The sequence below is a fragment of the Elizabethkingia miricola genome (assembly GCF_001675285.1).
In the GTDB taxonomy this organism is placed as follows: domain Bacteria; phylum Bacteroidota; class Bacteroidia; order Flavobacteriales; family Weeksellaceae; genus Elizabethkingia; species Elizabethkingia miricola.
Genome location: NZ_LSGQ01000005.1, coordinates 76,077 through 97,989, shown reverse-complemented (window position 1 = coordinate 97,989; position 21,913 = coordinate 76,077). Strand labels below are relative to the sequence as shown.

Here is a 21,913-nt window from a genome sequence, read left to right as displayed (position 1 = left end):
CTCTGAGCCTGTCGAAGAGTATCAACTATAAGAAATTTAATCAGACCCTTAACTACATGTAAAATGTCTGTGTATCGCTATTTATTCATAACCGATATTTTTTAGCTATTTAGAAATGTAAAAGCGATTGAAAAAAAATATCAGATAATTTATCTACTTTTTTTCTGTTAAATTTCAGATAATTTATGTTCAAATTTATTTTTATCAAGAAATACAATAATACCATAAAAACAAAGAATAGTATAAATAATCTACACACATACATTGATATTTTAAAACAATTATACAGTAAATAACATTTTTTATGACATTGTATTGAAATTTCTATATATTCGCTAGACTAAATCAATCAAATTTTATTATGAAGAAATTATTCTTAGGAATGACAGCACTAGTTATGCTTGCTTCCTGTAAAAATGACCCTGAAACTGAGATGCCGGCAAACTCTCAGAACCAAACAACTCTTAACGCATCTACAGATGCAACCGCAAGACTTTGTCCGTCAGAAGAAATCAGACAAAACTTGCTACAAACAGATGCTAGTGCACTTCGTCGTTATAACAGCATCGAAGCTATGTCAGCAAATTTCGAAAAACAGGCCAGCACAAGCAGACAGCTTGGAGGCATGGCTGTCCTTCCGGATGGAACAGTTGAAATACCTGTAGTTTTCAATGTTATTTATAATACTGCGGCAGATAATCTTTCTGACGCTATTTTACAGGAGCAAATTGATATTCTGAATAAAGACTATTCAGGTACAAATTCGGATATTAGCAAAGTTCCAACAGAATTCGTTCCCGTGAAAGCAGGTGATGTAAAAGTAAAATTCAAATTAGCTGCTGTTAACAGAAAACAAAACTCTAAAACAAGTTGGAGCTATACCAATGATGCAATGAAAAAAGCATCTACAGGTGGTATTGACGCAACCGATCCTTCTAAAAATCTTAATTTTTGGGTTGTAAACACAATGCCTTCTTCAGGTGGAGAAATCTTGGGTTACGCTACATTCCCGGAATCTGCTGGTTTATGGAATGACGGTGTTGTACTAGGCCGCAGATACGTAGGTAAAACTGGTGCCAGCGCTCCATTCAACCTTGGAAGAACTGCGACACACGAAATCGGACATTATCTTAACCTAAGACATATCTGGGGTGACGGTTCCGGATGTGCTACTGACTACTGTGATGATACTCCGGTACAACCAAGTGCAAGCACTGGAGATCCTGTATATCCAAAATACGGAACATGTGGTGGTGTAAAACGTTCATTAATGTTTATGAACTATATGGACTACTCTAACGATGCTTCACTTTACATGTTCTCTGCAAACCAAAAAGCACGTATGCAGGCAACTACAGCATCTAACGGGCCTAGAGCAGGTTTAAGATCTTAAAAAAATATAACACGGCTTCATAAAAAAATCGGGATTTTACAATCCCGATTTTATTTTTTCTAACCCGAAAAGGTTAGCTCGATTTTTTTGCTTTTATCATTGCTTCCAGCTGATCCCACATTTCCTGTGGAATAGCTTCGAGCATATTGAACTCACCAGCTCCCTGCAACCACTCACCTCCATCTATTGTAACAACTTCCCCGTTAATATATGCTGAGAAATCGGAAACCAGATAAGCTGCAAGATTTGCTAATTCCTGATGGTCTCCTACTCTTCTTAGCGGAACTTTTTTGGTCATATCAAATTTCTCTACAAGATCTCCCGGCAATAATCTTTCCCATGCTCCCTTTGTAGGGAATGGCCCCGGAGCAATTGCATTGAAACGAATTCCATATTTTGCCCATTCTACAGCAAGACTTCTCGTCATAGCCAAAACACCTGCTTTTGCACATGCAGATGGTACCACATAAGCAGATCCTGTCCACGAATATGTTGTTACAATATTCAGAACAGTACCCGGTGTTTTTGAATCTATCCAATGTTTTCCGACAGAAAGCGTACAGTTTTTAGTTCCTTTCAGTACAATATCCAGAACAGAATCAAATGCAGAATGCGTTAACCTTTCGGTTGGAGAAATAAAATTCCCCGCCGCATTATTCAATAAGACATCAATCTTTCCGAATTCTTTCAGTGTAGCTTCTTTCATTGCTTCTACCTCATCCCAGTTCCGGACATCGCAGGAAACGCAAAATACTGTTCCGCCGGTTTCTGCTTCTAATTCTTTAGCGGTACTCTGAAGTTTTTCCAGATTTCTGGATGTTATGACAACCTTTGCTCCCAGTTGAAGAAAATATTTTGTCATAGCCTTTCCCAAACCACTTCCGCCTCCTGTTACTATAATAACCTTATCTTTCAATGCATCATCTTTCAGCATTGACTGTGTATATGTACTCATGTTCTTTTCTTTTTGGTTAAAAATACTAAATTATTCAAAGGGAAAATATACCCGGATTATTTTAACACCATGTTATAAATAATACTTCGGGAGTTTTATTTACTTTTATGTATTGAAAATCATTAACCAGTGCGAAAAACTAAATTTACATTCCTTCTGTCTTTTCTGACTTATTTCTGCATCAGTGCACAACAATTACAAAAACTTACTCCTTATGTCCATCCATTAATTGGCACCGAAAAAATGGGGCATACTTTTCCCGGCGCTACGGTTCCGTTTGGAGCAGTACAACTAAGCCCGGAAACAGATACTATATCCTATGAACTTAATGGAAAATACAATGGTGATGTTTATAAATACTGTGCAGGTTACCGGTATGAAGATAAAACGATTACGGGATTCAGTCACACGCACTTCAGCGGGACAGGACATTCTGATTTAGGAGATTTCCTCATTATGCCAACAACCGGACAACTAAAACTAAACCCCGGAACGGCATCAAACCCTGAAAGTGGTTATCGTTCGCGCTTCTCTCATAACGATGAGATATCTGAAGCGGGTTACTATAAAGTAAAGCTTCAGGATTATAATATTCTGGCTGAACTAACTGCAACGACAAGAGTAGGTGTACATCGTTATACTTTTCCAAAATCCGATCAGGCACATATTATTCTGGATCTTATGGCCGGAATTTATAACTATAATGATAAAAATGTATGGACCTATGTTCGTGTAAGCGACGATAAGACAATTACAGGTTATCGCCAAACCAATGGCTGGGCACGCACCCGAACAGTTTATTTTGCTATGAAATTCTCTAAGCCTTTCAAGTCTTATGGACAAAAAAATTATGATGGCAAAAGAGTATATAACGGCTTTTGGAGAAAATTCGATCAGAATAAAAACTTTCCGGAAATTGCAGGTAAGCAAATACGCATGTATTTTGATTTCGACACTCAGGAAAATGAGGCTATAGAAGTACAATTTGCTATATCGCCAGTAAGTCAGGCAAATGCAATGGAAAATCTGGAAAAAGAGACAGGCAGTTTATCTTTTGAACAGGTTAAAGCCAAAGCTCAGGAAGACTGGAATAAAGAATTGAATAAAATCGTAATAAAAGGTACGGAAGACCAAAAAGTCAATTTCTATACAGCCATGTATCACACTTTTATCAATCCGACTATTTATATGGATATTAACGGGGAATACAAAGGTCTTGATCAGAATATCCATAAAGCAGAAGGTTTTACTAATTACACTACTTTCTCTCTATGGGATACCTACAGAGCACTGCATCCATATTTCAATATTATTCAGCCTAAGAGAAATGCTGATATGGTAAAATCGATGATGGCACATTATGAGCAGTCATCTCTAAAAATGCTCCCAATATGGTCGCATTATGCCAATGAAAATTGGTGCATGAGTGGTTATCACAGTGTAAGTGTTGTGGCCGATGCCATTATAAAAGGAAATTATACCGGTGATGCAAAAGCAGCCCTTATGGCATGTGTAGCAACTGCAAACAAACGTAATTACGAAGGAATTGGAGATTATATAGACAAAGGCTATATCCCGGCAGAAAAAAACGGAACTTCAGTTTCCAATACATTAGAATATGCTTATGATGACTGGGCAATTGCTCAACTGGCAAAACACCTGGGTGAGACTGAAATCTACAATCAGTTTATAAAGCGTTCTGAAAACTGGAGAAATAACTTTGATAAGACTACAGGCTTTATGCGCCCCCGTTTGGCAGACGGCAGCTTTAAAAAAGAATTTGACCTGCTGAGTACGCACGGACAAGGCTTTATAGAAGGCAATTCCTGGAACTATAGCTTTTTTGTTCCTCATAACCCGGAAGGATTAATCCAGCAAATGGGTGGAAAACAAAAATTTGCCTCCAAATTGGACAAGCTATTTTCCATGCATCTTCCGGATGAGTTTTTTGCAGATACCGAAGATATAACACGTGAAGGGATTATAGGCGGCTATGTTCATGGTAATGAACCGGCACATCATGTTGCCTATTTCTATAATTGGACCGGACAGCCGTGGAAAACTCAAAAGCAGGTACGTCATATCTTAGAAATGCAGTACAAGTCCACTCCCGACGGATTAGGTGGAAATGATGATACCGGTCAAATGAGCGCCTGGTATATACTAAGTTCTCTAGGTTTTTATCCTGTAGCACCCGGATCAGAAGATTATGCTATCGGAAGTCCGGCTATAAACAATGCCGTTCTTACATTGGAAAACGGAAAGAATTTTGAAATTGAAGCCATTAATCAGAGTCCCGAAAATGTCTATGTACAAAAAATCCTTCTCAACGGGAAAGAGATTAAAAGCTTCACCCTAAAACATTCAGATATTATGAATGGCGGAAAGATCGTTTTCTACATGAGCAATAAACCAAAGAAATAGCTTTCAGCAGAAAAAAAGGGTTCGTCAGGCTCACCATAGACTAAGCTAACGATAAACTCAGCTCATCCTGACACTTATGAGCTAACTATAAAAGATTTAATAAAGCTCAAGCAGGTTCTTAGTTTAGTCCTAAAAGCTTTTTCACTTTTGTAGTTAGGAAAACAAAAAAATGGCCGGAAAAAATTTCCGGCCATGCTTATTTACTAATCAATATTTTTTTATGCTTCAAAAAGCAATCTTTCACCAAACTTACCTTCTGTAACTTTCCCGTTTTCAAAAGCTAATTGCCCGTTTACAAAAGTGTGGGTAACTTTCGAGTGGAAGTTCGCGCCCTCCAAAGGGCTCCATCCACATTGATACAAAAGATTGTCTTTAGCTACTGTCCAACTTTCTTCCAAATCCACCAATACCAAGTCGGCTTTGTAACCCTCTTTCACATAACCACGTTTTTCTACTTTAAAGAGTATGGCAGGATTATGACACATCTTTTCTACAATTTTTTCCAAAGAGATTTTTCCGTTATGATAATTCTCCAGCATTACTACTAATGAGTGCTGTACTAAAGGTCCGCCAGACGGACATTTTGTATACACATTCTGCTTTTCTTCGAATGTATGCGGTGCATGGTCCGTAGCAATTACATCTATACGGTCATCCAGCAAAGCTTCCCATAATCCATCTTTATCCTTCTGCGTTTTTACAGCCGGATTCCATTTGATCAGAGAGCCTTTTGTTTCATAATCATCATTGGTAAAAGTAAGATGATGTACACATACTTCTGCTGTAATTTTTTTATCTTTCAACGGAATATCATTTCTGAATAATTCTGTCTCTTTCGCTGTTGATAAATGGAAAATATGCAGTCTCGCTCCGGTCTTTTTCGCCAACTCAATAGCCTTGGATGAGGATTTATAACACGCCTCCTCACTACGAATCAGGTGATGGAATTTCATCGGGATATCATCACCATACTCATCTACATATTTTTGGGTATTTGCTCTAATTGTAGCTTCATCCTCGCAATGTACAGCAATTAGCATTTGAGTATTGCTGAAAATATTCTCCAGTGTTTCAGGATTATCAACCAGCATATTCCCTGTAGAAGAGCCTAAAAATAATTTTATTCCCGGAACATTTCTAGGATTCGTTTTCAGAAGCTCCTCCAGATTATCATTAGTTCCTCCCATCATAAAGCCATAGTTGGCATAGGCTTTCTCTGCAGCAATTTTATATTTATCTTCCAGTAATTCCTGCGTAATGGCATTCGGTACCGTATTCGGCTGATCTATGAAACTGGTAATCCCTCCGGCAACAGCTGCGCGGCTTTCGGACTCAATATTTCCTTTATGCGTTAGTCCCGGTTCTCTGAAATGCACCTGATCATCAATAATACCTGGCAGCAAATATTTTCCTTCAGCATCTATTACTCGTTCCGCTTCTGCTTCCGGAATATTCACTGAGATTTTGGAAATAATATCATTTTCAATTAGCAGGTCGCTTTCAATAATTTGATTTTCATTGACGATTCTGGCATTTTTTATCAGGACTTTCATCTGGTTGTAATTTATTTAATTATCAGATAAAACTTACCAACACTTTAGTCTTTCTACAGGAAAACCGCAGCGGAGGTTTGTTTCATTTTTACTTTTTTTAGATCACAACAAATGTAAGGCTTCATCCTAAAAATAAGAAATCAAAATCTATTTTTATCTTTGCGGAAATTTTTGAGCTTTGTACAAGAAACTTTTAGGGCAAACTGTCATTTATGGAATAGGTGCTATAGCACCAAGAATTATACTATTTATCCTAAATCCGATTCTGATCTACAAAATTCAGAATGATGACTTTGCTATATTCACAAACCTTTATGCTTTAATATCTTTTGTGAATATCATACTCTCTTTTGGGTTTGAAACGGCATATTTCAGATTTTCAGCAGAAAAGGACAATGAGAAAAAAACCTTCAATACTTCGTTCTGGTTTTTATTCCTCACCTCCACCGTATTTCTTGGACTTTGTTATCTTTTCAATCAACCCATTGCCGATGCTCTGGGATATCATAACAATCCGGAATACATCAAATGGTTTGCTTTAATTGCATTTTTCGACAACCTTTGTGTTATTCCATTTGCATGGCTCCGCTACAATAACATGCCTATAAAATATTCAGCTGTCAGAATCGTCCAGTCTGTCTTTCAGGCTATTTTTACAGCAGCTTTATTCTTCTGGATTCCGGAAGCATTTTCAAGAAATATAGGATTGGATCAACCTGTGGATTATCCATTCTTCAGTAATCTTGCAGCAAGTATTTTAGGATTTGCATTATTACTCCCTATTGTAACAAAAGTACGTCTCCAATTCGTTACTAGTCTGTTTTACAGAATGATAAAATATTCATGGCCTTTAATGTTGGCAGGACTGGCATTTATGGTTAATGAAAATTTTGATAAATCCATTCAAATCAGATTCATTTCAAAAGATGAAGCCGGTGCCTATGGAGGATGCTATAAACTGGCCGTACTGATGACACTTTTCGTTACAGCATACAGAATGGGGATTGAGCCTTTCTTCTTCAAACAAATGGATAAAGGCGATGCTAAAAAAACCTATGCAAATGTTACCGAATATTTCACATTCTTTGCGGCTACTGTGGCTATGGGAATCATCGCTAACATATCGTGGCTGAAAAGTATTTTTATCCCAAGCAAAACCTACTGGATTGCTATAGACATTATTCCGATTATTGTTATCGCCAATCTTTGCTTCGGTATTTACTATAACTTTTCCACATGGTACAAAGTTACAGACCGCACACAGATGGGAACTATTATCTCATGGACAGGAGCTATTATCAATATTGTATTCAACATTGTAGTGCTAAAATATATGGGAAGTATGATAGGCTCTGCCTGGGTTACATTTGCCGCTTATTTTGTCATGATGCTTCTCTCTTATTTCTTAGGTCAGAAGTATTACCCAATTCCTTACAGAATAAAAAAAATGAGCTTCTTCCTGTTTCTACTGGGAGCGTTCAGTATTATAATAGTAAAAGTTTTCAATTATAATTTTTGGTTAAGCAACCTTTTATTTATAATTTTCGCCGGAATTTTACTCTATAGTGAGAAAAAAATGATCCTTTCAAAAATAAAAAAGTCATAGACATGAAAATAAAAGTAATTAATAAATCTAAACACGATTTACCAAAATATCAAACCGCACAATCAGCAGGAATGGACCTTTATGCCAATATCGAAGCTCCTATTACTCTACAGTCATTGGAAAGAAGAATTATCCCAACAGGATTGTTCATTGAACTTCCGGTAGGTTATGAAGCTCAAGTAAGACCGAGAAGCGGACTGGCTTTTAAAAACGGGGTTACTTGCCTGAACTCTCCGGGAACAATTGATGCTGATTACCGTGGAGAAGTTGGCGTTATTCTGGCTAATTTATCTAAAGATGAATTTACAATCAATGACGGAGACCGTATTGCCCAGTTGGTAATTGCTAAGCATGAAACAGCAGAATGGATCCCTGTAGAAAGCCTTGAAGAGACGGAGCGTGGAGTCGGAGGATTCGGAAGTTCTGGTGTTGCTAAAAACTAGTTTTCTGGTTTAGCATATTTTAACATTCTTAATTTTTTTGGTCTGATTTTCGCCGGTAATTTTAAAACCTTCAACATGAAAAATCCAATTCTGTATATTCTTGTAGCAGCATCCCTGGCCTCTTGTGCATCCAGAAATATCGCAAAAGAAACTGCACCTAAAAACACGCATGAGTCTGTAAAAGACAATGCTTCTTTCTTTTCACACATCCAGCAGCCATCGGCTTTTGATGCTGTAAAAATCTCCAGTAAAATCAATATAGAAAATGGAAAATTCATTCCACAGCTTAATGCTGTTTTTTATATTGAAAACAACAAGAAAGTATGGGCGAACATTACAGCTCTTTTAGGATTAACAGGTGCCCGTGGAGTAGCAACTCCGGAAGGTATTAAAGGTTATGAAAAAATAAACAGAACCTATATTGATTCCGACTTCACCTATCTGAACAATCTTTTGGGTGTAAACTTTATCAATTACCAGGCTCTCCAAAACTTACTAACAGGGAGAACTTTTGTTCCTATAAACAATAAAGATTTCACCCTTACTCCAAACGCACAGGGTTATAATCTGAAGTCAGTAAAACCGCAGGAGGTTACCGTAGACGGGAAAATTTCTTCTTATAATGTAAGTATAGATTATGATTCCGGATTCAGACTAAACAAGGTACAGATCAATGATGCCAAATCTGATAATCAGCTGGAGATTAATTATTCTGACTGGGTAAGTGCCAACAATGAAAACTTCCCTAAGAATGTTAAAATAATTATAAAAAATAAAAAAACCGATCAAATTTTGATCGAAAATACGACCTTTGATTTTTCCAGGATGGATACACCGTATTCTGTGCCGTCTAACTATACAAAGAAAGAGATTAAATGACACAAAAGAAGCTATACTTTCTCCTATTTTCCATCATAAGCTTAGGTGCTTTCGGGCAGCAAAAAGAAAAACTCCAACAACAGAATGCTGATCTTAAAAAGCAAATTGCCACTCTAAATGCTGATCTGGCAAAGTCGCAAAAAGAATCCCGCCTTTCCGTTGCTTATTTGCAGAACCTGAACCAGAAAATTGGTTTACGAGAAAAACTGTACACCAATACCCAAAAGGAGAAGCGCTTCATAGAAGATGACATTTACAGACGTCAGCTGGAAATAAACAAATACAACCGGGAATTAGGTGTTCTTAGAAAAAACTATGCTGACATCCTGGTAAAAGCCTATAAAAACAAGGGTGTCCAAAATAAGGTAACCTTTATTCTTTCTTCTAAAAACTTAGGAGAAGCCCTTAGAAGAATTCAGTATTTAAAACAATATTCAGATTTTCAGGATAAAAAAGCAGCTGAAATTACAGATAAAACCAATCAGGTAAAATCAACTGTCTCATTACGTGAAAAATCTAAAAAAGATAAAGAGATTCTGATGCTGAATCAGCAGAAGGAGCTTAAAACGATTAATGTTGAGAGAGAGCAAAAAGAAGTTCTTTTAGCCGAGTTTAAACAAAATGAGTCTAAAATTGCAGCTGAAATCCGCCAGAAACAGGTAGAATCTAAGAAGCTTGAAGGTGAGATCAGAAGAATTATCAATGAAGAAATCCGTATTGCTAAGGCTAAAGCCGAAGCTGAAAGAAAAGCGGAAGAAGAGAGACGCCGTTTAGCCCGAATTGCAGCCGAAAAAGAAAAAGCTCGTATTGAAGCTGAAAACCGTGCTAAAGCTGAAGCTTTGGAAAGAGAAAGAAAGGCAGCTGAAGCTGAGGCAAGAAGAGCGGCTGAATTAGCAGCGAAAAAGGCAGCGGACGAGAAAAGACGTGCTGATGAAGCGGCAAAAACTGAGGCTAATGAAAGAGCAACAGCTAAAAAATTAGCAGCTGAGAAAGAATCCCGCGAGGCAGCAGCAAGAGCTAAGGCTGCTGAGGACAGAGCTGCAGCAGCAAGAGATGCAGAAGCAAGACTGGCAAAATCAAATAATGATGCTAAGAAAGCAGCAGAAGATAAAGTGATGAAAGATTATGGTGCAACTACTACCTCAGGATCTAATTTTGCAGATAACAGAGGTAATATGCCATTCCCTGTAAGAGGACAGATCACACACCGATTCGGACGCCAGCCTCACCCTGTATTCAAAAATATTCAGGAAGAAAACTCCGGAATTAAGATATCTGTACCTGCAGGTTCAGTTGCAAAATCTGTATTCCCTGGAGTTGTAACCAAAATATTATATGTCGGAGGTTCCAAAACCGTAATGGTAAGACACGGTTCTTACTTTACGATCTACTCCAACCTAAGTTCAGTATCTGTATCTCAGAACCAACAGGTTTCTACAGGTACTCCAATCGGACAGGTAGGACTGGATCTGGATGGCACTTATACCCTTGAATTCCAGATCTGGAACGGAAACTCTCCGGTTGATCCACTTGGATGGATTTCGAACTAAATTATATTGTATCTTTGCAGAAATAAATAATCCAAAAATGAACAATTTAGCAATCATATTACAGCTATCTATTACCCATGTTCTTATTGTACTGGTAATCCTTCTATTGTTATTCGGAGGTAAAAAAATCCCTGAATTAATGCGTGGTATGGGATCTGGTATTAAAGAATTTAAAGACGCGGTAAAAGAAGAGGATAAAAAACCTGAAAACCAGGATAACAAACAAGCATAAGATATGTCCCTGACAAAAACAGCCTGGGATATTTTCAATCAGTCTATTATCCAGTATCATATTCAGGATCACGTAGATGCACCCGAGCAAAATCCATTCTCAGAAGGAAGTTTGGAACGGCTTTTGTATTCAAAGAATTGGATCGATACCGTTCAGTGGCATCTTGAAGACATTATCCGCGATGAAAATATTTCTCCAGATGAAGCTCTTCTTATAAAAAGAAGAATAGATGCCTCTAATCAGAAAAGAACTGATCTTGTGGAATACATAGACAGTTATTTTTTTGAAAAATATAAAGATGTTCCGGCAAAAGCAGATGCAAAACTGAATACAGAAACTCCAGCATGGGCCGTTGACAGGTTATCAATTTTAGCATTGAAAATCTATCACATGGACCAGGAGGCTAACAGAGAAACTGCAAGCGTGGAGCATCGCGAAAAATGCGCTGCAAAACTAGCTGTACTACAAGAACAGCATATAGATTTATCTTCAGCCATAGAACAGTTGCTTACTGATATAAGTAGCGGATCGGTTAAAATGAAAACTTACAAACAGATGAAAATGTATAATGATGAGAGTTTGAACCCGATCTTATATCAGAAAAAACAGCAAAATGGCTAAAAAAAACATTGGTCTTTTTATACTTATCGGTTTACTAAGTGTTTCATGTTCTGTTGAGACACTTAACTACGTATCCCGTTCGAATAAGGACCAAATGCCCAGTTCTTTAGTTTCTAATTTCGACAATCACTATGTCGAAAGCAAAGCAGCTTCAACTGAAATCAGTATTGAAAAGGTAAAGTACGTGTCGGATTTATCTAATCTTATCACGGTATTTCCTAAATTTAAAAACTCAGCAGTAAATGCTGAAGTTAAAAAACTAAAGGCTGCTGTTCAGTCTTATATCTATGGTACCACGGAAGGAAATTCTAAACAGAAAAGATTGGCCTATCGTGATTATGCTACTTCTTATAAGACCCTTCAGACGCTAAAAAAATATATGAATCGTGATGATATTGAGCTTATCGACCGTTATCTGACGAGAATAAAAGCCAATATCAATTCTTTAGAATACCTTAAGTAATTCAAGATGATCAAAATACAGGCGGAATCTAATGTCCCTACAGAATACGGACAATTCCGGATGATTGCTTTTGCTGAAAACGAAAATGACTGGATGCCTCACATGGCAATCGTAGCCAACAATACAGACCTTAGCCAAACCGTAAACGTAAGATTCCATTCTGAGTGTATTACGGGAGAAGTTTTCCACTCCAGGAAGTGTGAATGCGGGCAGCAGTTAGATGCTGCAATGCGATACACGAATGAGCACGGTGGCGTAATTATCTATCTTCGTCAGGAAGGTCGTAATATAGGTATTATCAACAAGCTAAAAGCTTATGCTCTTCAGGAGAAAGGTCTGGATACAGTACAGGCCAATCTGCAGCTTGGACTTCCGGCTGATGACAGAGATTTTAGTGTTGCTATCGAGATCTTGGATCTTCTGGGTATAAAATCTATCAATCTGATTACCAACAATCCTCTTAAGATAAAAGCGGTGGAGGAAAGCGATATAAAACTTGTAGACAGAATCCCTTTACAAATGGAGGCTACACAAGAAAGCAAAGACTACCTCAACGTGAAGAAAACTTACTTTGGCCATTATCTGGACGAGCAAAAGTAATCCGTTTTTTTTAGCATAAAATATTGTAAATTTGTTCATATACTCACGTTATATGAACAAATTCTTTTTTTATACCTTACTTACGATATCCGTTTTTCTATCTCCGGAATATTCTGCACAATATCAGCCTAAAAATATCAATAAGCAGGAACTGGAAAAAGCCCGTCAGTGGGTTGACAAAACATACAATTCTCTAAGTCAGGATGAAAAACTGGGACAGCTATTTATAACTGCTTTATATACTAACAAGGACCAGAATCACATCAATTTTGTCCGCCAGCTGGTTAATAAAGAAAAGATTGGGGGTATTATCCTGATGCAGGATAATGCGGCTCAGGAAATAGATCTTGTTAATGAGTTTCAGGAATCCTCACGAGTTCCGCTTCTTATAGGAATGGATGCGGAATGGGGATTATACCAAAGGATTGCTGCAGCACACAAATTTCCTTGGGCGATTACATTAGGTGCTATTCAGGATGACAAACTGGTATATGAAATGGCTTCTAAAATTGCCAGCGATGCTAAAAGAATGGGTGTAAACTGGGATTTTGCTCCGGTTGTAGATGTTAATACCAACCCTTCTAACCCTATTATAGGCAATCGTTCTTTCGGTTCGGATGTACAAAATGTTATCCGCAAAGGACTAGCCTACAGCAACGGGCTTCAGGACAACGGAGTTTTAGCAGCGATTAAGCATTTTCCGGGACACGGAGATACCGACAAAGATTCCCACCTGGATCTTCCGGTTGTAAAACACAATATCAACAGATTAAACAATACCGAATTGGCTCCTTTTAAAGCCTTAATGGATAAAAATGTGGGTGGTGTCATGGTCGCACATTTATATGTACCTGCTCTGGAATCTAAATCTGGGGTTCCGGCATCTGTCTCCTACTCTATTATTACGGATCTTTTAAAGAAAAAATTCGGTTACAAAGGACTTATTATTACAGATGCTCTGAATATGGGTGCTGTAGCAAGCAGGTATAAAGCCGGAGAACTGGATAAAAAAGCTTTTGCTGCCGGAAATGACATTATGCTTTTTTCGCAGGGCGTATCCGAAGGAAAAAAACTAATTCAGCAGGCTATCGATAACGGTGAAATACCGCAATCCCGCATAGAAGAGAGTGTAAAGAAAATACTACTGACCAAATACTATTTAGGCCTTCCAAATTTCAAGAAAATAAGCACTAATAATATTAACAGTGACCTCAACAACGAGAGTCATGCCCAGCTTTCAGAAAAGCTATATGCCAATGCGCTGACTTTACTGAAAAACGATCAGAAGCTTTTGCCTCTGCAAAAGAATGAAACAGTCTACTATGTACCTCTGGAAGAAGCGTCTTACAATACTTTTGCCAGCGAATTGGGGAATAATATCAATTTTATTGTAAAGAAGGCAAGCGAAATCAGCAGTATTCCTTCCGGTGCAAAGGTTATAGTAGGTTTCCACAAAGACAATTCCACAGCTTATAAACCTTACAAAATTTCTGCAGCCAGCAAAGCAGTTTTAAACAAGCTGTCCGGAAATACAAAAGTAATATTAGATGTCTTTGGAAGTCCATATGCATTAATGGATGTAGATATACAAAATATTCCTACAGTACTGGTTTCATACGAGAACAATGAATATTCCCAAAAAGCCGCAGCTAAGGCTTTAACAGGACAAACCAAAATAAACGGACGCCTTCCTGTATTGATTAACAATCAACTGAAATACGGAGACGGACAGGATCTTTAAAAAAACGAGAATAGAAAAATGAAAATAGGTATTCTTTGCTATCCCACTTACGGAGGAAGCGGGATTGTTGCAACAGAGCTCGGCATGTTATTGGCCGACAAAGGTTATGAGGTACACTTCATGAGTTCCAGTATGCCGGCGCGGCTGGATATGACCAAGCCTAATATATATTTCCATAAAGTAAATGTAGAAATTTATCCTTTATTCAAATATCAGCCTTATGATATTGCTCTTTCTTCTACCATTTACCATGTAGTGAAAATATATAAACTGGATCTTATTCACGCCCATTATGCCATTCCTTATGCTTATGCAGCTTATATGGCCAAGCAAATGCTAAAGGACGACGGTATAGAAACACCACTTATCACAACACTTCACGGAACCGATATTACATTAGTGGGTCAGCATCCAAGCTATAAAAAGGCAGTTGAATTTTCCATCAACAAATCGGACGTTGTAACTTCTGTATCAGAAAGCCTGATGAAGGATACTTACATCAACTTCGATATCAAGAAGGAGATTCAGGTAATTCCTAACTTTATAGACAACGAGATTTTTACAACGTTCAATAACTGTTGCAGATCTCAGTTTGCAGAGGACAATGAGCGTATTATGATTCACGTTTCTAACCTTCGTGAGGTTAAGCGTATTCAGGATGTCCTGGAAACCTTTAAAAGAGTACAGGAAGAAATCCCTACACGTCTTATTATTATCGGGGAAGGTCCGGAAATGGAGCGTATCAATACCTTCCTTGAAAACAATCCGGAGCTGATTTCCAAAATCAGATTAATGGGTAAAGTAAATGATCTTTATCAGATTCTGGCTTATGCGGATGTATTTATGCTTCCGTCACAACAGGAAAGCTTCGGTCTTGCCGCTCTGGAAGCAATGGCAGCCGGAACTCCGGTAATCAGTAGTAATGCGGGTGGAATACCGGAAGTAAACAAACACGGAGTAACCGGATTTATTGCAGACGTTGGCGATGTAGATGCCATGGTGGAATACACTAAAAAATTATTTTCCGATGAAACCCTTCTGGCAAAAATGAAAATTAATGCCAAGGATAATGCTTTAAAATTTGATATTGCTAACATTCTTCCATTGTATGAAGAATTATATAAAGAAGCTTTAATAAAAGTAACTTAAAAAAAACACGAAGCACAATGAAGCATATTCTTTCTGCCCTTTGCCTGTTAACTGCCAGCTTCTGGTCGCAGTTATACAATGCACAAAATACAGATGCATATATAGAAGTATTGGGCGTTGCACAGGACGGAGGCTTTCCGCATATGGGATGTAATAAAGAGGGATGTAACCTGGCATGGGAGCATCCTGAATTAAGAAGGAATGTGTCTTCTCTGGCTTTGGTAGATCCTGTTCAGAAAAAATGGTGGCTCTTCGATGCTACACCAGATATCAGGCAGCAATTACACGACTTCTCGCAAAGACATAAAGAATACCCTTATTTGCCTGAGGGTGTATTTATTACGCATGCGCATATCGGACACTATACCGGATTGATGGAATTCGGCAAAGAGGTCATAAATACGAAGCAGCTCAAGGTATATGTATTGCCTAAACTAAAAAGCTTTCTGGAAAACAATGGTCCATGGAGCCAGCTGGTCAGTCTGAAAAATATAGAGATTATTCCTTTAACTGCCGATCAGGAAGTAAGCATTGGCAACTCTTTGACAGTAAAGGCTTTTACCGTACCTCATCGGGATGAATATTCTGAAACAGCAGGTTTTAGGATGCTAACACCTAAAAAGCGTTTCCTGTTTATTCCAGATATCGATAAATGGAGTAAGTGGAATAAAAGCATTATTGAGGAAGTAAAGAATGTTGATTTTGCATTTTTGGATGCCACTTTCTATGATCAGAATGAAATGGGCAACAGACCAGTTTCGGAAGTTCCACACCCGCTTATAACAGAAACAGAAGATTTATTTCAGAAAGAACCTGCAGCAGTAAAGAAGAAAATTCATTTTATCCACTTTAATCATTCTAACCGAATATTATGGGATAAAGCTATTCAGGGAAAAGTAAGAGATAAAGGATTTAATATTGCTGAAGAAGGCAGGCAGTATTAAAAAGAGACAATATATTCCGCCCAAAAATCTCTCTTTTAATTAAATTAAACTTACTCATTTTATTTTACGTATATTCATTTTCATAAAACACTGAAAATGAATGAAAAATATTTACAGCATATTTGGTATTACAAAAAATTCAGTAATACCAATTTCCATACATCCGACGGCGAAAGCATTGAAATCCTTGATTTTGGTGAATGGAACATGAATGCCGGTCCGGATTTTCTATTTGCGAAAATTAAAATTGGCAGGACAACTCTCGCAGGCAGCATAGAGATCCATGTAAAATCTTCAGACTGGCATTTTCACCGGCATTCCGGAGATATTGCTTACAACAATGTAATTCTCCATGTCGTTTATACAGATGACATGGATATTAGTGAACTTCGGGACAAAAATGTACCAACGCTTATACTAAAGGATTACATTGATGAATCCCCTCTCGATAATTACTCCGAGAAAAGCTTTATTCCCTGTGAGCATCTTTTTACACCTTCGAAAATTCCTGCAAAACATGAGGAAAAAGTTCTCCTGCAAAAGCTGGAAGCTAAAACTATTATCTACAACAGAATACTGGAGCAAAATAAAAACAATTTCGAAGCTTTGCTTTTTCAACAACTGGCTTATGTTTTCGGGTTAAAGGTAAATGCCGGTATCTTTCATCAGATGGCTTATGCTATAGATTTCGGTATTATTAATAAGATTCGACAGAACAAAACCCAATTGGAGGCCTTATTATACGGAATGTGCGGCTGGCTGGAAGAACCTGTAGATAGCACAATGGAATTGTGGAATCGTGAATTCAGATTTCTACAATCCAAGTTTACATTATTAAACGTTCGTTTTTCTCCAAAGTTTTCGCGCCTTCGGCCAGCTAATTTTCCTACAATAAGACTTTCGCAACTGGCCAATCTATATGCGGAACAGCAAAATTTATTTTCAATACTAATACAGACTCCCGATTATCAGAATATCCGGACTCTGCTTTCTTCTCTTTCTGCATCTGAATACTGGACGGACCATTTTGGTTTTGGGAAAAGTGCTCAGATCAGTTTTGTAAAGAAACTAAGCCCTGAATTTATCAACTTACTGTTTATCAATTGTATTCTGCCTCTTCAATACTTTTTCCAACAGTTAAACTCGGAATCTAAAGTCAGACATATTATAGATTCTTACCGAAATATTCCTCCGGAGAAGAACCATATTATAAAACAATGGGAGAAATTGGGTGTAGAATTTCAGAACAGCCTGCAGACTCAGGCATTCCTCTATCAGTACAAAACTTTCTGTAAAGCAAAAAAATGCTTAAATTGCGCTATCGGATTTCAAATTCTGAAAAATGCTGAGCAACATAAGACATAAAATGGAAAGACAATGGTTTGGAGTATTAACCCGTATGGGAGCCAAACTGGGAATTCCTGTGTCCAAACTCCGCGTATTCTTTATCTACTCTACTTTTGCAACAGCTGGCGTATTCTTCCTTATCTATTTAGGCCTTGCATTTACCTTGTGGATAAAAGATATGTTTATTACCCGAAGACCTAGTGTTTTTGATTTGTAGATAATCAAGTTTCATTCCCCCGTTTCAATCCATTTATCTGTTTTCTTTTTTTGATTATAATAATCTTCATTATTTTCTCCGTATCTCAGATAAAAAAACTTTTTCCTTCTAATTCCTTCTTTGCTACCAAACACAAAGTTTGGAAAGGTTGAATAATATTTATTAAAATCTAAAACATTAGAATTGTACTCATCAACAATTTTATTTAATTCTTCTGCATTTAGCTTTAAAGGGTTTAATTTAATTTTACTATCGGGTTGATCTTCAATACACTTCTCTAAATTTAAATAAGCCTTATTGACTTCGTATTCCAAATTCCATAATTCATCTACCTGGTTTAGACTCCTACTAGTTTTATTTTTGTCAATAATGCCATCAATGATAACTTTATCACAATTTGAGTTATTTGCGAGGTTTTCTATTGTCAAAATACGAGATGAACTTTTCTGGTACAATGAATTCCATATTTTTTCAATCTGACTATCTTGTAGTTTTAACTTCACTAAAATAGATGACTTGTAAGCATCAAATACAACAAAGCCAAAAGCTAAGAATAAAATAATAGCGCCTAAAAATATTAATAAGAACTTTTTCATTTTCTATTTTTTCATTTTCCTTTACCACTGCCTCAATGTTACGGATTTGCAATCCTTGGTTTCATCCTATTCTACGAAAACAACTTCAATGTCCAACATACTCTCTAATCCCGAATCGTTTCATGCAGAGCTAAAATAATAATTTTACGGTATGAAAAAATACGGACTACAAATCCGCACTATTGGGTAAGTAATGAAAAAAAATCAACGGCTCTTGTTAAAAGATTTTTGTAAAATTAAAGATTCAAAATAAAGAAAAACCGCTTCATACGAAGCGGTTAAATCTAAGCAGAAATATTATTCTTAATTCTCCTTATACTTTCGTTAACTAGCTCCGAAAATTTATATCCATTATATTTAATAAATTCTTCATTTGATGATTTATAATAGGGAGAGCAAACATAAGTTTTAGGATTCTCTTCGTTTTCATCTAAATAAATAAATACAAAATATTCACACCCAGTCAATTGAGTAAATACAAAGAATGGTCTATCGATTTTTTGTCCCGCCATTTCTAATTCTTCCTTAGCATATTGTTGCAGTTGATCTAATCCTTCCCCCAAATCGTCAAAATGGTAGCAATTAAAATTCCCTGCCAAAAATAAGAACTCCCTAAATGCCTTGGGAAACTCTTTCCCCTGATTGAATTTAGACTCTAATTTGCTAATTTCTGTTATTGTCATAGGTTCGTTCCTAAACCCTTTTAATACAGGATTGTCTTCTACCTGCTCCATATATTTTATATCCATAATTTTTAAAGTTTATTTCATTTTTAATTGCTGCATTATTTTTCATAATTAGTTCTCTTTCGTTTTTGTATCCAAGATTTTCAAAATATCTGGTATTCTATATTTTCCTTTCATCTGTTCTACTTTTTTCATCGCAATAGCTGTATTAATTCCAATAGAAGATATGAATAAAGGATTCTTACTTTTTCCTCTATATAGAGGTAGTGTAACTTCTTCTGTATTATAAAATGATTTTTTTGCAACACCTATTATAGGAATTGTCTCTCTTAGTGATTCATATAAATGTCCGCCCAAACCAAATTCCCGCTCATTATTTATATATACATGGCCATCAACTATTATTATATCTAACGTTTTTACGTCTATCTGTTCTAATAATTTTAAAATACAGGGCAATTCCCTTTTGTAGAACTGTCCTGGAATATATTCTTCAACTTCAGGTATATTAACCGATTTTATGTCTATTGGGGATTCACTATCCCAACGAAATAATACACCAACAGTTTTAGCATAGTTCTCTTTATAATGAACATCTATAGCTAATATTTTTTCTTTTAATAAATTCATAATTATCTCCACTTCTTTAGTTTTTTTCATCTTTTTCGTGTAAGTATCCAGACGTTCCGGCATATTTTTATTCTCTTAGTAAGATGTTGAATTTTGTAGTATGACAAAAATAAAAGAAAAAAGCAGCCATCTCTGACTGCTTAATAATTATTTGATTTTTACTCCATCTTTCCATTCTGTTGTAGAGATAAGATTGCCTTCTTCATCCCAATCCTTACAAATACCATTAAGTTTATTGTCTTTTGACTGAAACTCATTTTTTACTTTACCATTTTCATAAAAGACTCTTTCTACACCATCTTCGTAACCATTAATATATTCAATTTCTCTGTAAAGAATATTATCGTAATATTCTAACAACATTCCCGTGAATGGTTTCCCTTGATAATGATAAATTGGAGTCCCTCCTCCGTCTATGTCGATAAATTCCAACTCTTCTTCTTTCACTCTTAATGTTTTCATATTTTTTATTTTAATAGTTTTAAATATTGCACACCATCTGTCAAATAAAAACAATGTACACAAGGTGGCTGTGAACCTTCTTTTACTAAATATCGGTTATATCCCATTATATCCTTGAAAATATCATCCGTTACTTTCAAACCAGTATTTTCCAAATAATACAATAACTCATTCACTGCTCTTATTTCACCATGCGAAGCAGCTATACCCGCTCTTTCTATCATTTCAGAAGTTGCCTTTAATCCTTTTGTTATTTCATTCAAATGCAATTCATACCTTTTCTTTAAAACAGGATGCATACTTTCAATAAACTCAGTTAATTTTCCTGATTTTATTTCATTTTTTGTAAAATTGACCGCAGTAAATACTTTTTGAGTTTTATCTCCTTTATAAAGCATACCACTTACCATCTTTTGCTGTTTATAGCCTTTTAATTTTACGATATTTTCAAAAGCAATATCTACTTCCTGTACCAGTTTTTTGCCAAGGTTTCCATACAGTTTATAAGCTTCTTTTGCTTGCAGAATTTTATAAAGTTTTCCATCAGGATATTTTTTCGCATAGGTTTTTGCAGTTCTTTCTAAAAGCGCTCTACCATATTTTTCTAGCTCCTTATACTTATTCTTCAATAACCATTCTGCAATCTCTTTCCAGAGTTTCTCTACAAAATCCTGTAGTTTCTTGCCACCCTTGGCAAACATTTCCAGCAATTCCTGTAAAGCCTTGCCGGCTTTTTGGTAAGCTTCAGCAGTTTTTAATCCTTAATGAAGACAACCTTTTGAGAAACAAAAAAGACCACATTTCTGTGGCCTCGTTATTTTTAGATTAAAGGTTTGCCCTCTGATTTTAATTTTAGTTTTCTTAAATATTCATCATACTCCTTTTTTTCTTCCGGAGTCTTTAATTCATATTCTAACCGTGGGATTTGTTCAAATAATTCATAATATTCATTAAAAATCTTTTGATTTTTTTTCTTGTAATCGTCCAATTCTTTATCTGTTGAAAAACTTTTGGATACAATTGGCTTTACTTCTGCCATTCTTTTTTGCAATTTTTGCAATTCTTCTTTCTTAGTCATTATTATTTTTCTTTTATTATTATTTCTGTTACTCTTCTATTTTTATCCAAAAGATGTCTTACTCCCTTATTTACACTTTCCACTACAAAAGTAACATTCGATTTAAACAAAACCTCCGCTTCATATGGTAAAAGTGAAGCGTCCTCAATCAGCTTTAGAACCATTTTAACCTCTGTAAGAAGATCTTTTATCCATTTGATAAAACCTTTAAATCCTTTGCTCAAGCCCTTCCAAAAGGAAAACCACTTTTAAGAACATAAAAGTGGTTTTATTAGAAATATTGGATTAATCCTCTATCGGGAAAACTTGCCTTACAAATTTTAAGAGTTCTTCAATTGTTTCAA

General features: G+C 36.3%; 24 protein-coding genes. 15 read left to right on the top strand and 9 right to left on the bottom strand.

The genetic code is table 11. The features are described 5' to 3' along the window. Window positions 1-361 precede the first annotated feature (361 nt). Window positions 362-1,393 (top strand): zinc metalloprotease, encoded by a 1,032-nt coding sequence (locus ATE49_RS07515; protein WP_065081668.1) that lies wholly within the window; start codon window positions 362-364, stop codon window positions 1,391-1,393. Window positions 1,394-1,466: 73 nt separating this feature from the next. Here the strand turns inward: ATE49_RS07515 and ATE49_RS07510 are convergent, their stop codons facing one another. Further along, window positions 1,467-2,348 carry an SDR family oxidoreductase gene (locus tag ATE49_RS07510; RefSeq protein ID WP_059156477.1) on the bottom strand — a complete coding sequence of 294 codons (882 nt, stop codon included), beginning with the start codon at window positions 2,346-2,348 and terminating at the stop codon, window positions 1,467-1,469. A gap of 129 nt (window positions 2,349-2,477) precedes the next feature. Between ATE49_RS07510 and ATE49_RS07505 the strand changes: the two genes are divergently transcribed. After that, window positions 2,478-4,772 carry a GH92 family glycosyl hydrolase gene (locus tag ATE49_RS07505; protein ID WP_409360056.1) on the top strand — a complete coding sequence of 765 codons (2,295 nt, stop codon included), beginning with the start codon at window positions 2,478-2,480 and terminating at the stop codon, window positions 4,770-4,772. A 218-nt stretch (window positions 4,773-4,990) separates the two neighbouring features. Here ATE49_RS07505 and ATE49_RS07500 read toward each other — a convergent pair whose 3' ends face one another. Further along, entirely contained in the window at window positions 4,991-6,325 is a 1,335-nt protein-coding gene (locus ATE49_RS07500; protein WP_065081667.1) for a dihydroorotase, read from the bottom strand. A gap of 178 nt (window positions 6,326-6,503) precedes the next feature. Between ATE49_RS07500 and ATE49_RS07495 the strand changes: the two genes are divergently transcribed. The 13 genes from ATE49_RS07495 to ATE49_RS07435 all read left to right on the top strand — a co-directional run bounded on the left by ATE49_RS07495 (window position 6,504) and on the right by ATE49_RS07435 (window position 18,117). Beyond that, on the top strand, window positions 6,504-7,931 hold the full coding sequence (locus tag ATE49_RS07495) for an oligosaccharide flippase family protein (protein ID WP_065081666.1): 1,428 nt from the start codon (window positions 6,504-6,506) through the stop codon (window positions 7,929-7,931). 2 nt (window positions 7,932-7,933) lie between these two features. Further along, a complete protein-coding gene (dut, locus tag ATE49_RS07490; RefSeq protein ID WP_065081665.1) occupies window positions 7,934-8,374 on the top strand; it encodes a dUTP diphosphatase in 441 nt (146 codons plus the stop codon). Between the two features lie 75 nt (window positions 8,375-8,449). Continuing rightward, window positions 8,450-9,253, top strand: a complete 804-nt coding sequence (locus ATE49_RS07485; RefSeq protein ID WP_065081664.1) for a DUF4292 domain-containing protein — start codon at window positions 8,450-8,452, stop codon at window positions 9,251-9,253. After that, window positions 9,250-10,803 carry a murein hydrolase activator EnvC family protein gene (locus tag ATE49_RS07480; protein WP_059156480.1) on the top strand — a complete coding sequence of 518 codons (1,554 nt, stop codon included), beginning with the start codon at window positions 9,250-9,252 and terminating at the stop codon, window positions 10,801-10,803. Before ATE49_RS07485 ends, ATE49_RS07480 begins: the two co-directional genes overlap by 4 nt. Window positions 10,804-10,840: 37 nt before the next feature. Further along, on the top strand, window positions 10,841-11,035 hold the full coding sequence (locus ATE49_RS07475) for a twin-arginine translocase TatA/TatE family subunit (RefSeq protein ID WP_009089111.1): 195 nt from the start codon (window positions 10,841-10,843) through the stop codon (window positions 11,033-11,035). A 3-nt stretch (window positions 11,036-11,038) separates the two neighbouring features. Continuing rightward, window positions 11,039-11,656: a DUF4254 domain-containing protein gene (locus ATE49_RS07470; protein ID WP_059156481.1), complete on the top strand. Its 618-nt coding sequence runs from the start codon at window positions 11,039-11,041 to the stop codon at window positions 11,654-11,656. Further along, window positions 11,649-12,119: a hypothetical protein gene (locus tag ATE49_RS07465; protein ID WP_009089115.1), complete on the top strand. Its 471-nt coding sequence runs from the start codon at window positions 11,649-11,651 to the stop codon at window positions 12,117-12,119. The genes ATE49_RS07470 and ATE49_RS07465 overlap by 8 nt, the downstream gene beginning before the upstream one ends. Before the next feature lie 6 nt (window positions 12,120-12,125). After that, window positions 12,126-12,719: a GTP cyclohydrolase II gene (ribA, locus tag ATE49_RS07460; protein ID WP_034870683.1), complete on the top strand. Its 594-nt coding sequence runs from the start codon at window positions 12,126-12,128 to the stop codon at window positions 12,717-12,719. Between the two features lie 52 nt (window positions 12,720-12,771). Beyond that, window positions 12,772-14,460: a glycoside hydrolase family 3 protein gene (locus ATE49_RS07455; RefSeq protein WP_065081663.1), complete on the top strand. Its 1,689-nt coding sequence runs from the start codon at window positions 12,772-12,774 to the stop codon at window positions 14,458-14,460. A gap of 18 nt (window positions 14,461-14,478) precedes the next feature. After that, on the top strand, window positions 14,479-15,609 hold the full coding sequence (gene bshA / locus ATE49_RS07450; protein ID WP_034870681.1) for an N-acetyl-alpha-D-glucosaminyl L-malate synthase BshA: 1,131 nt from the start codon (window positions 14,479-14,481) through the stop codon (window positions 15,607-15,609). Window positions 15,610-15,626: 17 nt separating this feature from the next. Beyond that, complete coding sequence (locus ATE49_RS07445) at window positions 15,627-16,553, top strand: MBL fold metallo-hydrolase (protein WP_065081662.1); 927 nt, start codon at window positions 15,627-15,629, stop codon at window positions 16,551-16,553. A 96-nt stretch (window positions 16,554-16,649) separates the two neighbouring features. Further along, window positions 16,650-17,918 carry a DUF2851 family protein gene (locus ATE49_RS07440; RefSeq protein WP_065081661.1) on the top strand — a complete coding sequence of 423 codons (1,269 nt, stop codon included), beginning with the start codon at window positions 16,650-16,652 and terminating at the stop codon, window positions 17,916-17,918. Further along, a complete protein-coding gene (locus ATE49_RS07435) occupies window positions 17,896-18,117 on the top strand; it encodes a PspC family transcriptional regulator (RefSeq protein WP_021347045.1) in 222 nt (73 codons plus the stop codon). Before ATE49_RS07440 ends, ATE49_RS07435 begins: the two co-directional genes overlap by 23 nt. 11 nt (window positions 18,118-18,128) lie before the next feature. Here ATE49_RS07435 and ATE49_RS07430 read toward each other — a convergent pair whose 3' ends face one another. The 7 genes from ATE49_RS07430 to ATE49_RS07400 form a co-directional block, all read right to left on the bottom strand. Continuing rightward, window positions 18,129-18,713 carry a hypothetical protein gene (locus ATE49_RS07430; protein WP_065081660.1) on the bottom strand — a complete coding sequence of 195 codons (585 nt, stop codon included), beginning with the start codon at window positions 18,711-18,713 and terminating at the stop codon, window positions 18,129-18,131. A 284-nt stretch (window positions 18,714-18,997) separates the two neighbouring features. After that, complete coding sequence (locus tag ATE49_RS07425; RefSeq protein WP_065081659.1) at window positions 18,998-19,462, bottom strand: hypothetical protein; 465 nt, start codon at window positions 19,460-19,462, stop codon at window positions 18,998-19,000. Between the two features lie 48 nt (window positions 19,463-19,510). Continuing rightward, window positions 19,511-20,092, bottom strand: coding sequence for an endonuclease V (locus tag ATE49_RS07420; RefSeq protein ID WP_311316257.1), 582 nt, complete (start codon window positions 20,090-20,092; stop codon window positions 19,511-19,513). Between the two features lie 84 nt (window positions 20,093-20,176). Beyond that, complete coding sequence (locus ATE49_RS07415; protein WP_065081658.1) at window positions 20,177-20,491, bottom strand: toxin-antitoxin system YwqK family antitoxin; 315 nt, start codon at window positions 20,489-20,491, stop codon at window positions 20,177-20,179. A 5-nt stretch (window positions 20,492-20,496) separates the two neighbouring features. Further along, window positions 20,497-21,120: a hypothetical protein gene (locus ATE49_RS07410; RefSeq protein WP_143349668.1), complete on the bottom strand. Its 624-nt coding sequence runs from the start codon at window positions 21,118-21,120 to the stop codon at window positions 20,497-20,499. Between the two features lie 191 nt (window positions 21,121-21,311). Beyond that, on the bottom strand, window positions 21,312-21,569 hold the full coding sequence (locus tag ATE49_RS07405) for a hypothetical protein (RefSeq protein ID WP_065081656.1): 258 nt from the start codon (window positions 21,567-21,569) through the stop codon (window positions 21,312-21,314). Window positions 21,570-21,571: 2 nt separating this feature from the next. Beyond that, window positions 21,572-21,793: a hypothetical protein gene (locus ATE49_RS07400; protein WP_065081655.1), complete on the bottom strand. Its 222-nt coding sequence runs from the start codon at window positions 21,791-21,793 to the stop codon at window positions 21,572-21,574. Window positions 21,794-21,913: the final 120 nt, after the last annotated feature.

Bases quoted from the DNA above. Each gene is read 5' to 3' on its own strand.
- ATE49_RS07515 (WP_065081668.1), top strand. From the start codon at position 362: ATGAAGAAATTATTCTTAGGAATGACAGCACTAGTTATGCTTGCTTCC.
- ATE49_RS07510 (WP_059156477.1), bottom strand. From the start codon at position 2,348: ATGAGTACATATACACAGTCAATGCTGAAAGATGATGCATTGAAAGAT.
- ATE49_RS07500 (WP_065081667.1), bottom strand. From the start codon at position 6,325: ATGAAAGTCCTGATAAAAAATGCCAGAATCGTCAATGAAAATCAAATT.
- dut (WP_065081665.1), top strand. From the start codon at position 7,934: ATGAAAATAAAAGTAATTAATAAATCTAAACACGATTTACCAAAATAT.
- ATE49_RS07485 (WP_065081664.1), top strand. From the start codon at position 8,450: ATGAAAAATCCAATTCTGTATATTCTTGTAGCAGCATCCCTGGCCTCT.
- ATE49_RS07480 (WP_059156480.1), top strand. From the start codon at position 9,250: ATGACACAAAAGAAGCTATACTTTCTCCTATTTTCCATCATAAGCTTA.
- ATE49_RS07475 (WP_009089111.1), top strand. From the start codon at position 10,841: ATGAACAATTTAGCAATCATATTACAGCTATCTATTACCCATGTTCTT.
- ATE49_RS07470 (WP_059156481.1), top strand. From the start codon at position 11,039: ATGTCCCTGACAAAAACAGCCTGGGATATTTTCAATCAGTCTATTATC.
- ATE49_RS07465 (WP_009089115.1), top strand. From the start codon at position 11,649: ATGGCTAAAAAAAACATTGGTCTTTTTATACTTATCGGTTTACTAAGT.
- ribA (WP_034870683.1), top strand. From the start codon at position 12,126: ATGATCAAAATACAGGCGGAATCTAATGTCCCTACAGAATACGGACAA.
- ATE49_RS07455 (WP_065081663.1), top strand. From the start codon at position 12,772: ATGAACAAATTCTTTTTTTATACCTTACTTACGATATCCGTTTTTCTA.
- bshA (WP_034870681.1), top strand. From the start codon at position 14,479: ATGAAAATAGGTATTCTTTGCTATCCCACTTACGGAGGAAGCGGGATT.
- ATE49_RS07445 (WP_065081662.1), top strand. From the start codon at position 15,627: ATGAAGCATATTCTTTCTGCCCTTTGCCTGTTAACTGCCAGCTTCTGG.
- ATE49_RS07440 (WP_065081661.1), top strand. From the start codon at position 16,650: ATGAATGAAAAATATTTACAGCATATTTGGTATTACAAAAAATTCAGT.
- ATE49_RS07435 (WP_021347045.1), top strand. From the start codon at position 17,896: ATGCTGAGCAACATAAGACATAAAATGGAAAGACAATGGTTTGGAGTA.
- ATE49_RS07430 (WP_065081660.1), bottom strand. From the start codon at position 18,713: ATGAAAAAGTTCTTATTAATATTTTTAGGCGCTATTATTTTATTCTTA.
- ATE49_RS07425 (WP_065081659.1), bottom strand. From the start codon at position 19,462: ATGGATATAAAATATATGGAGCAGGTAGAAGACAATCCTGTATTAAAA.
- ATE49_RS07420 (WP_311316257.1), bottom strand. From the start codon at position 20,092: ATGCCGGAACGTCTGGATACTTACACGAAAAAGATGAAAAAAACTAAA.
- ATE49_RS07415 (WP_065081658.1), bottom strand. From the start codon at position 20,491: ATGAAAACATTAAGAGTGAAAGAAGAAGAGTTGGAATTTATCGACATA.
- ATE49_RS07405 (WP_065081656.1), bottom strand. From the start codon at position 21,569: ATGACTAAGAAAGAAGAATTGCAAAAATTGCAAAAAAGAATGGCAGAA.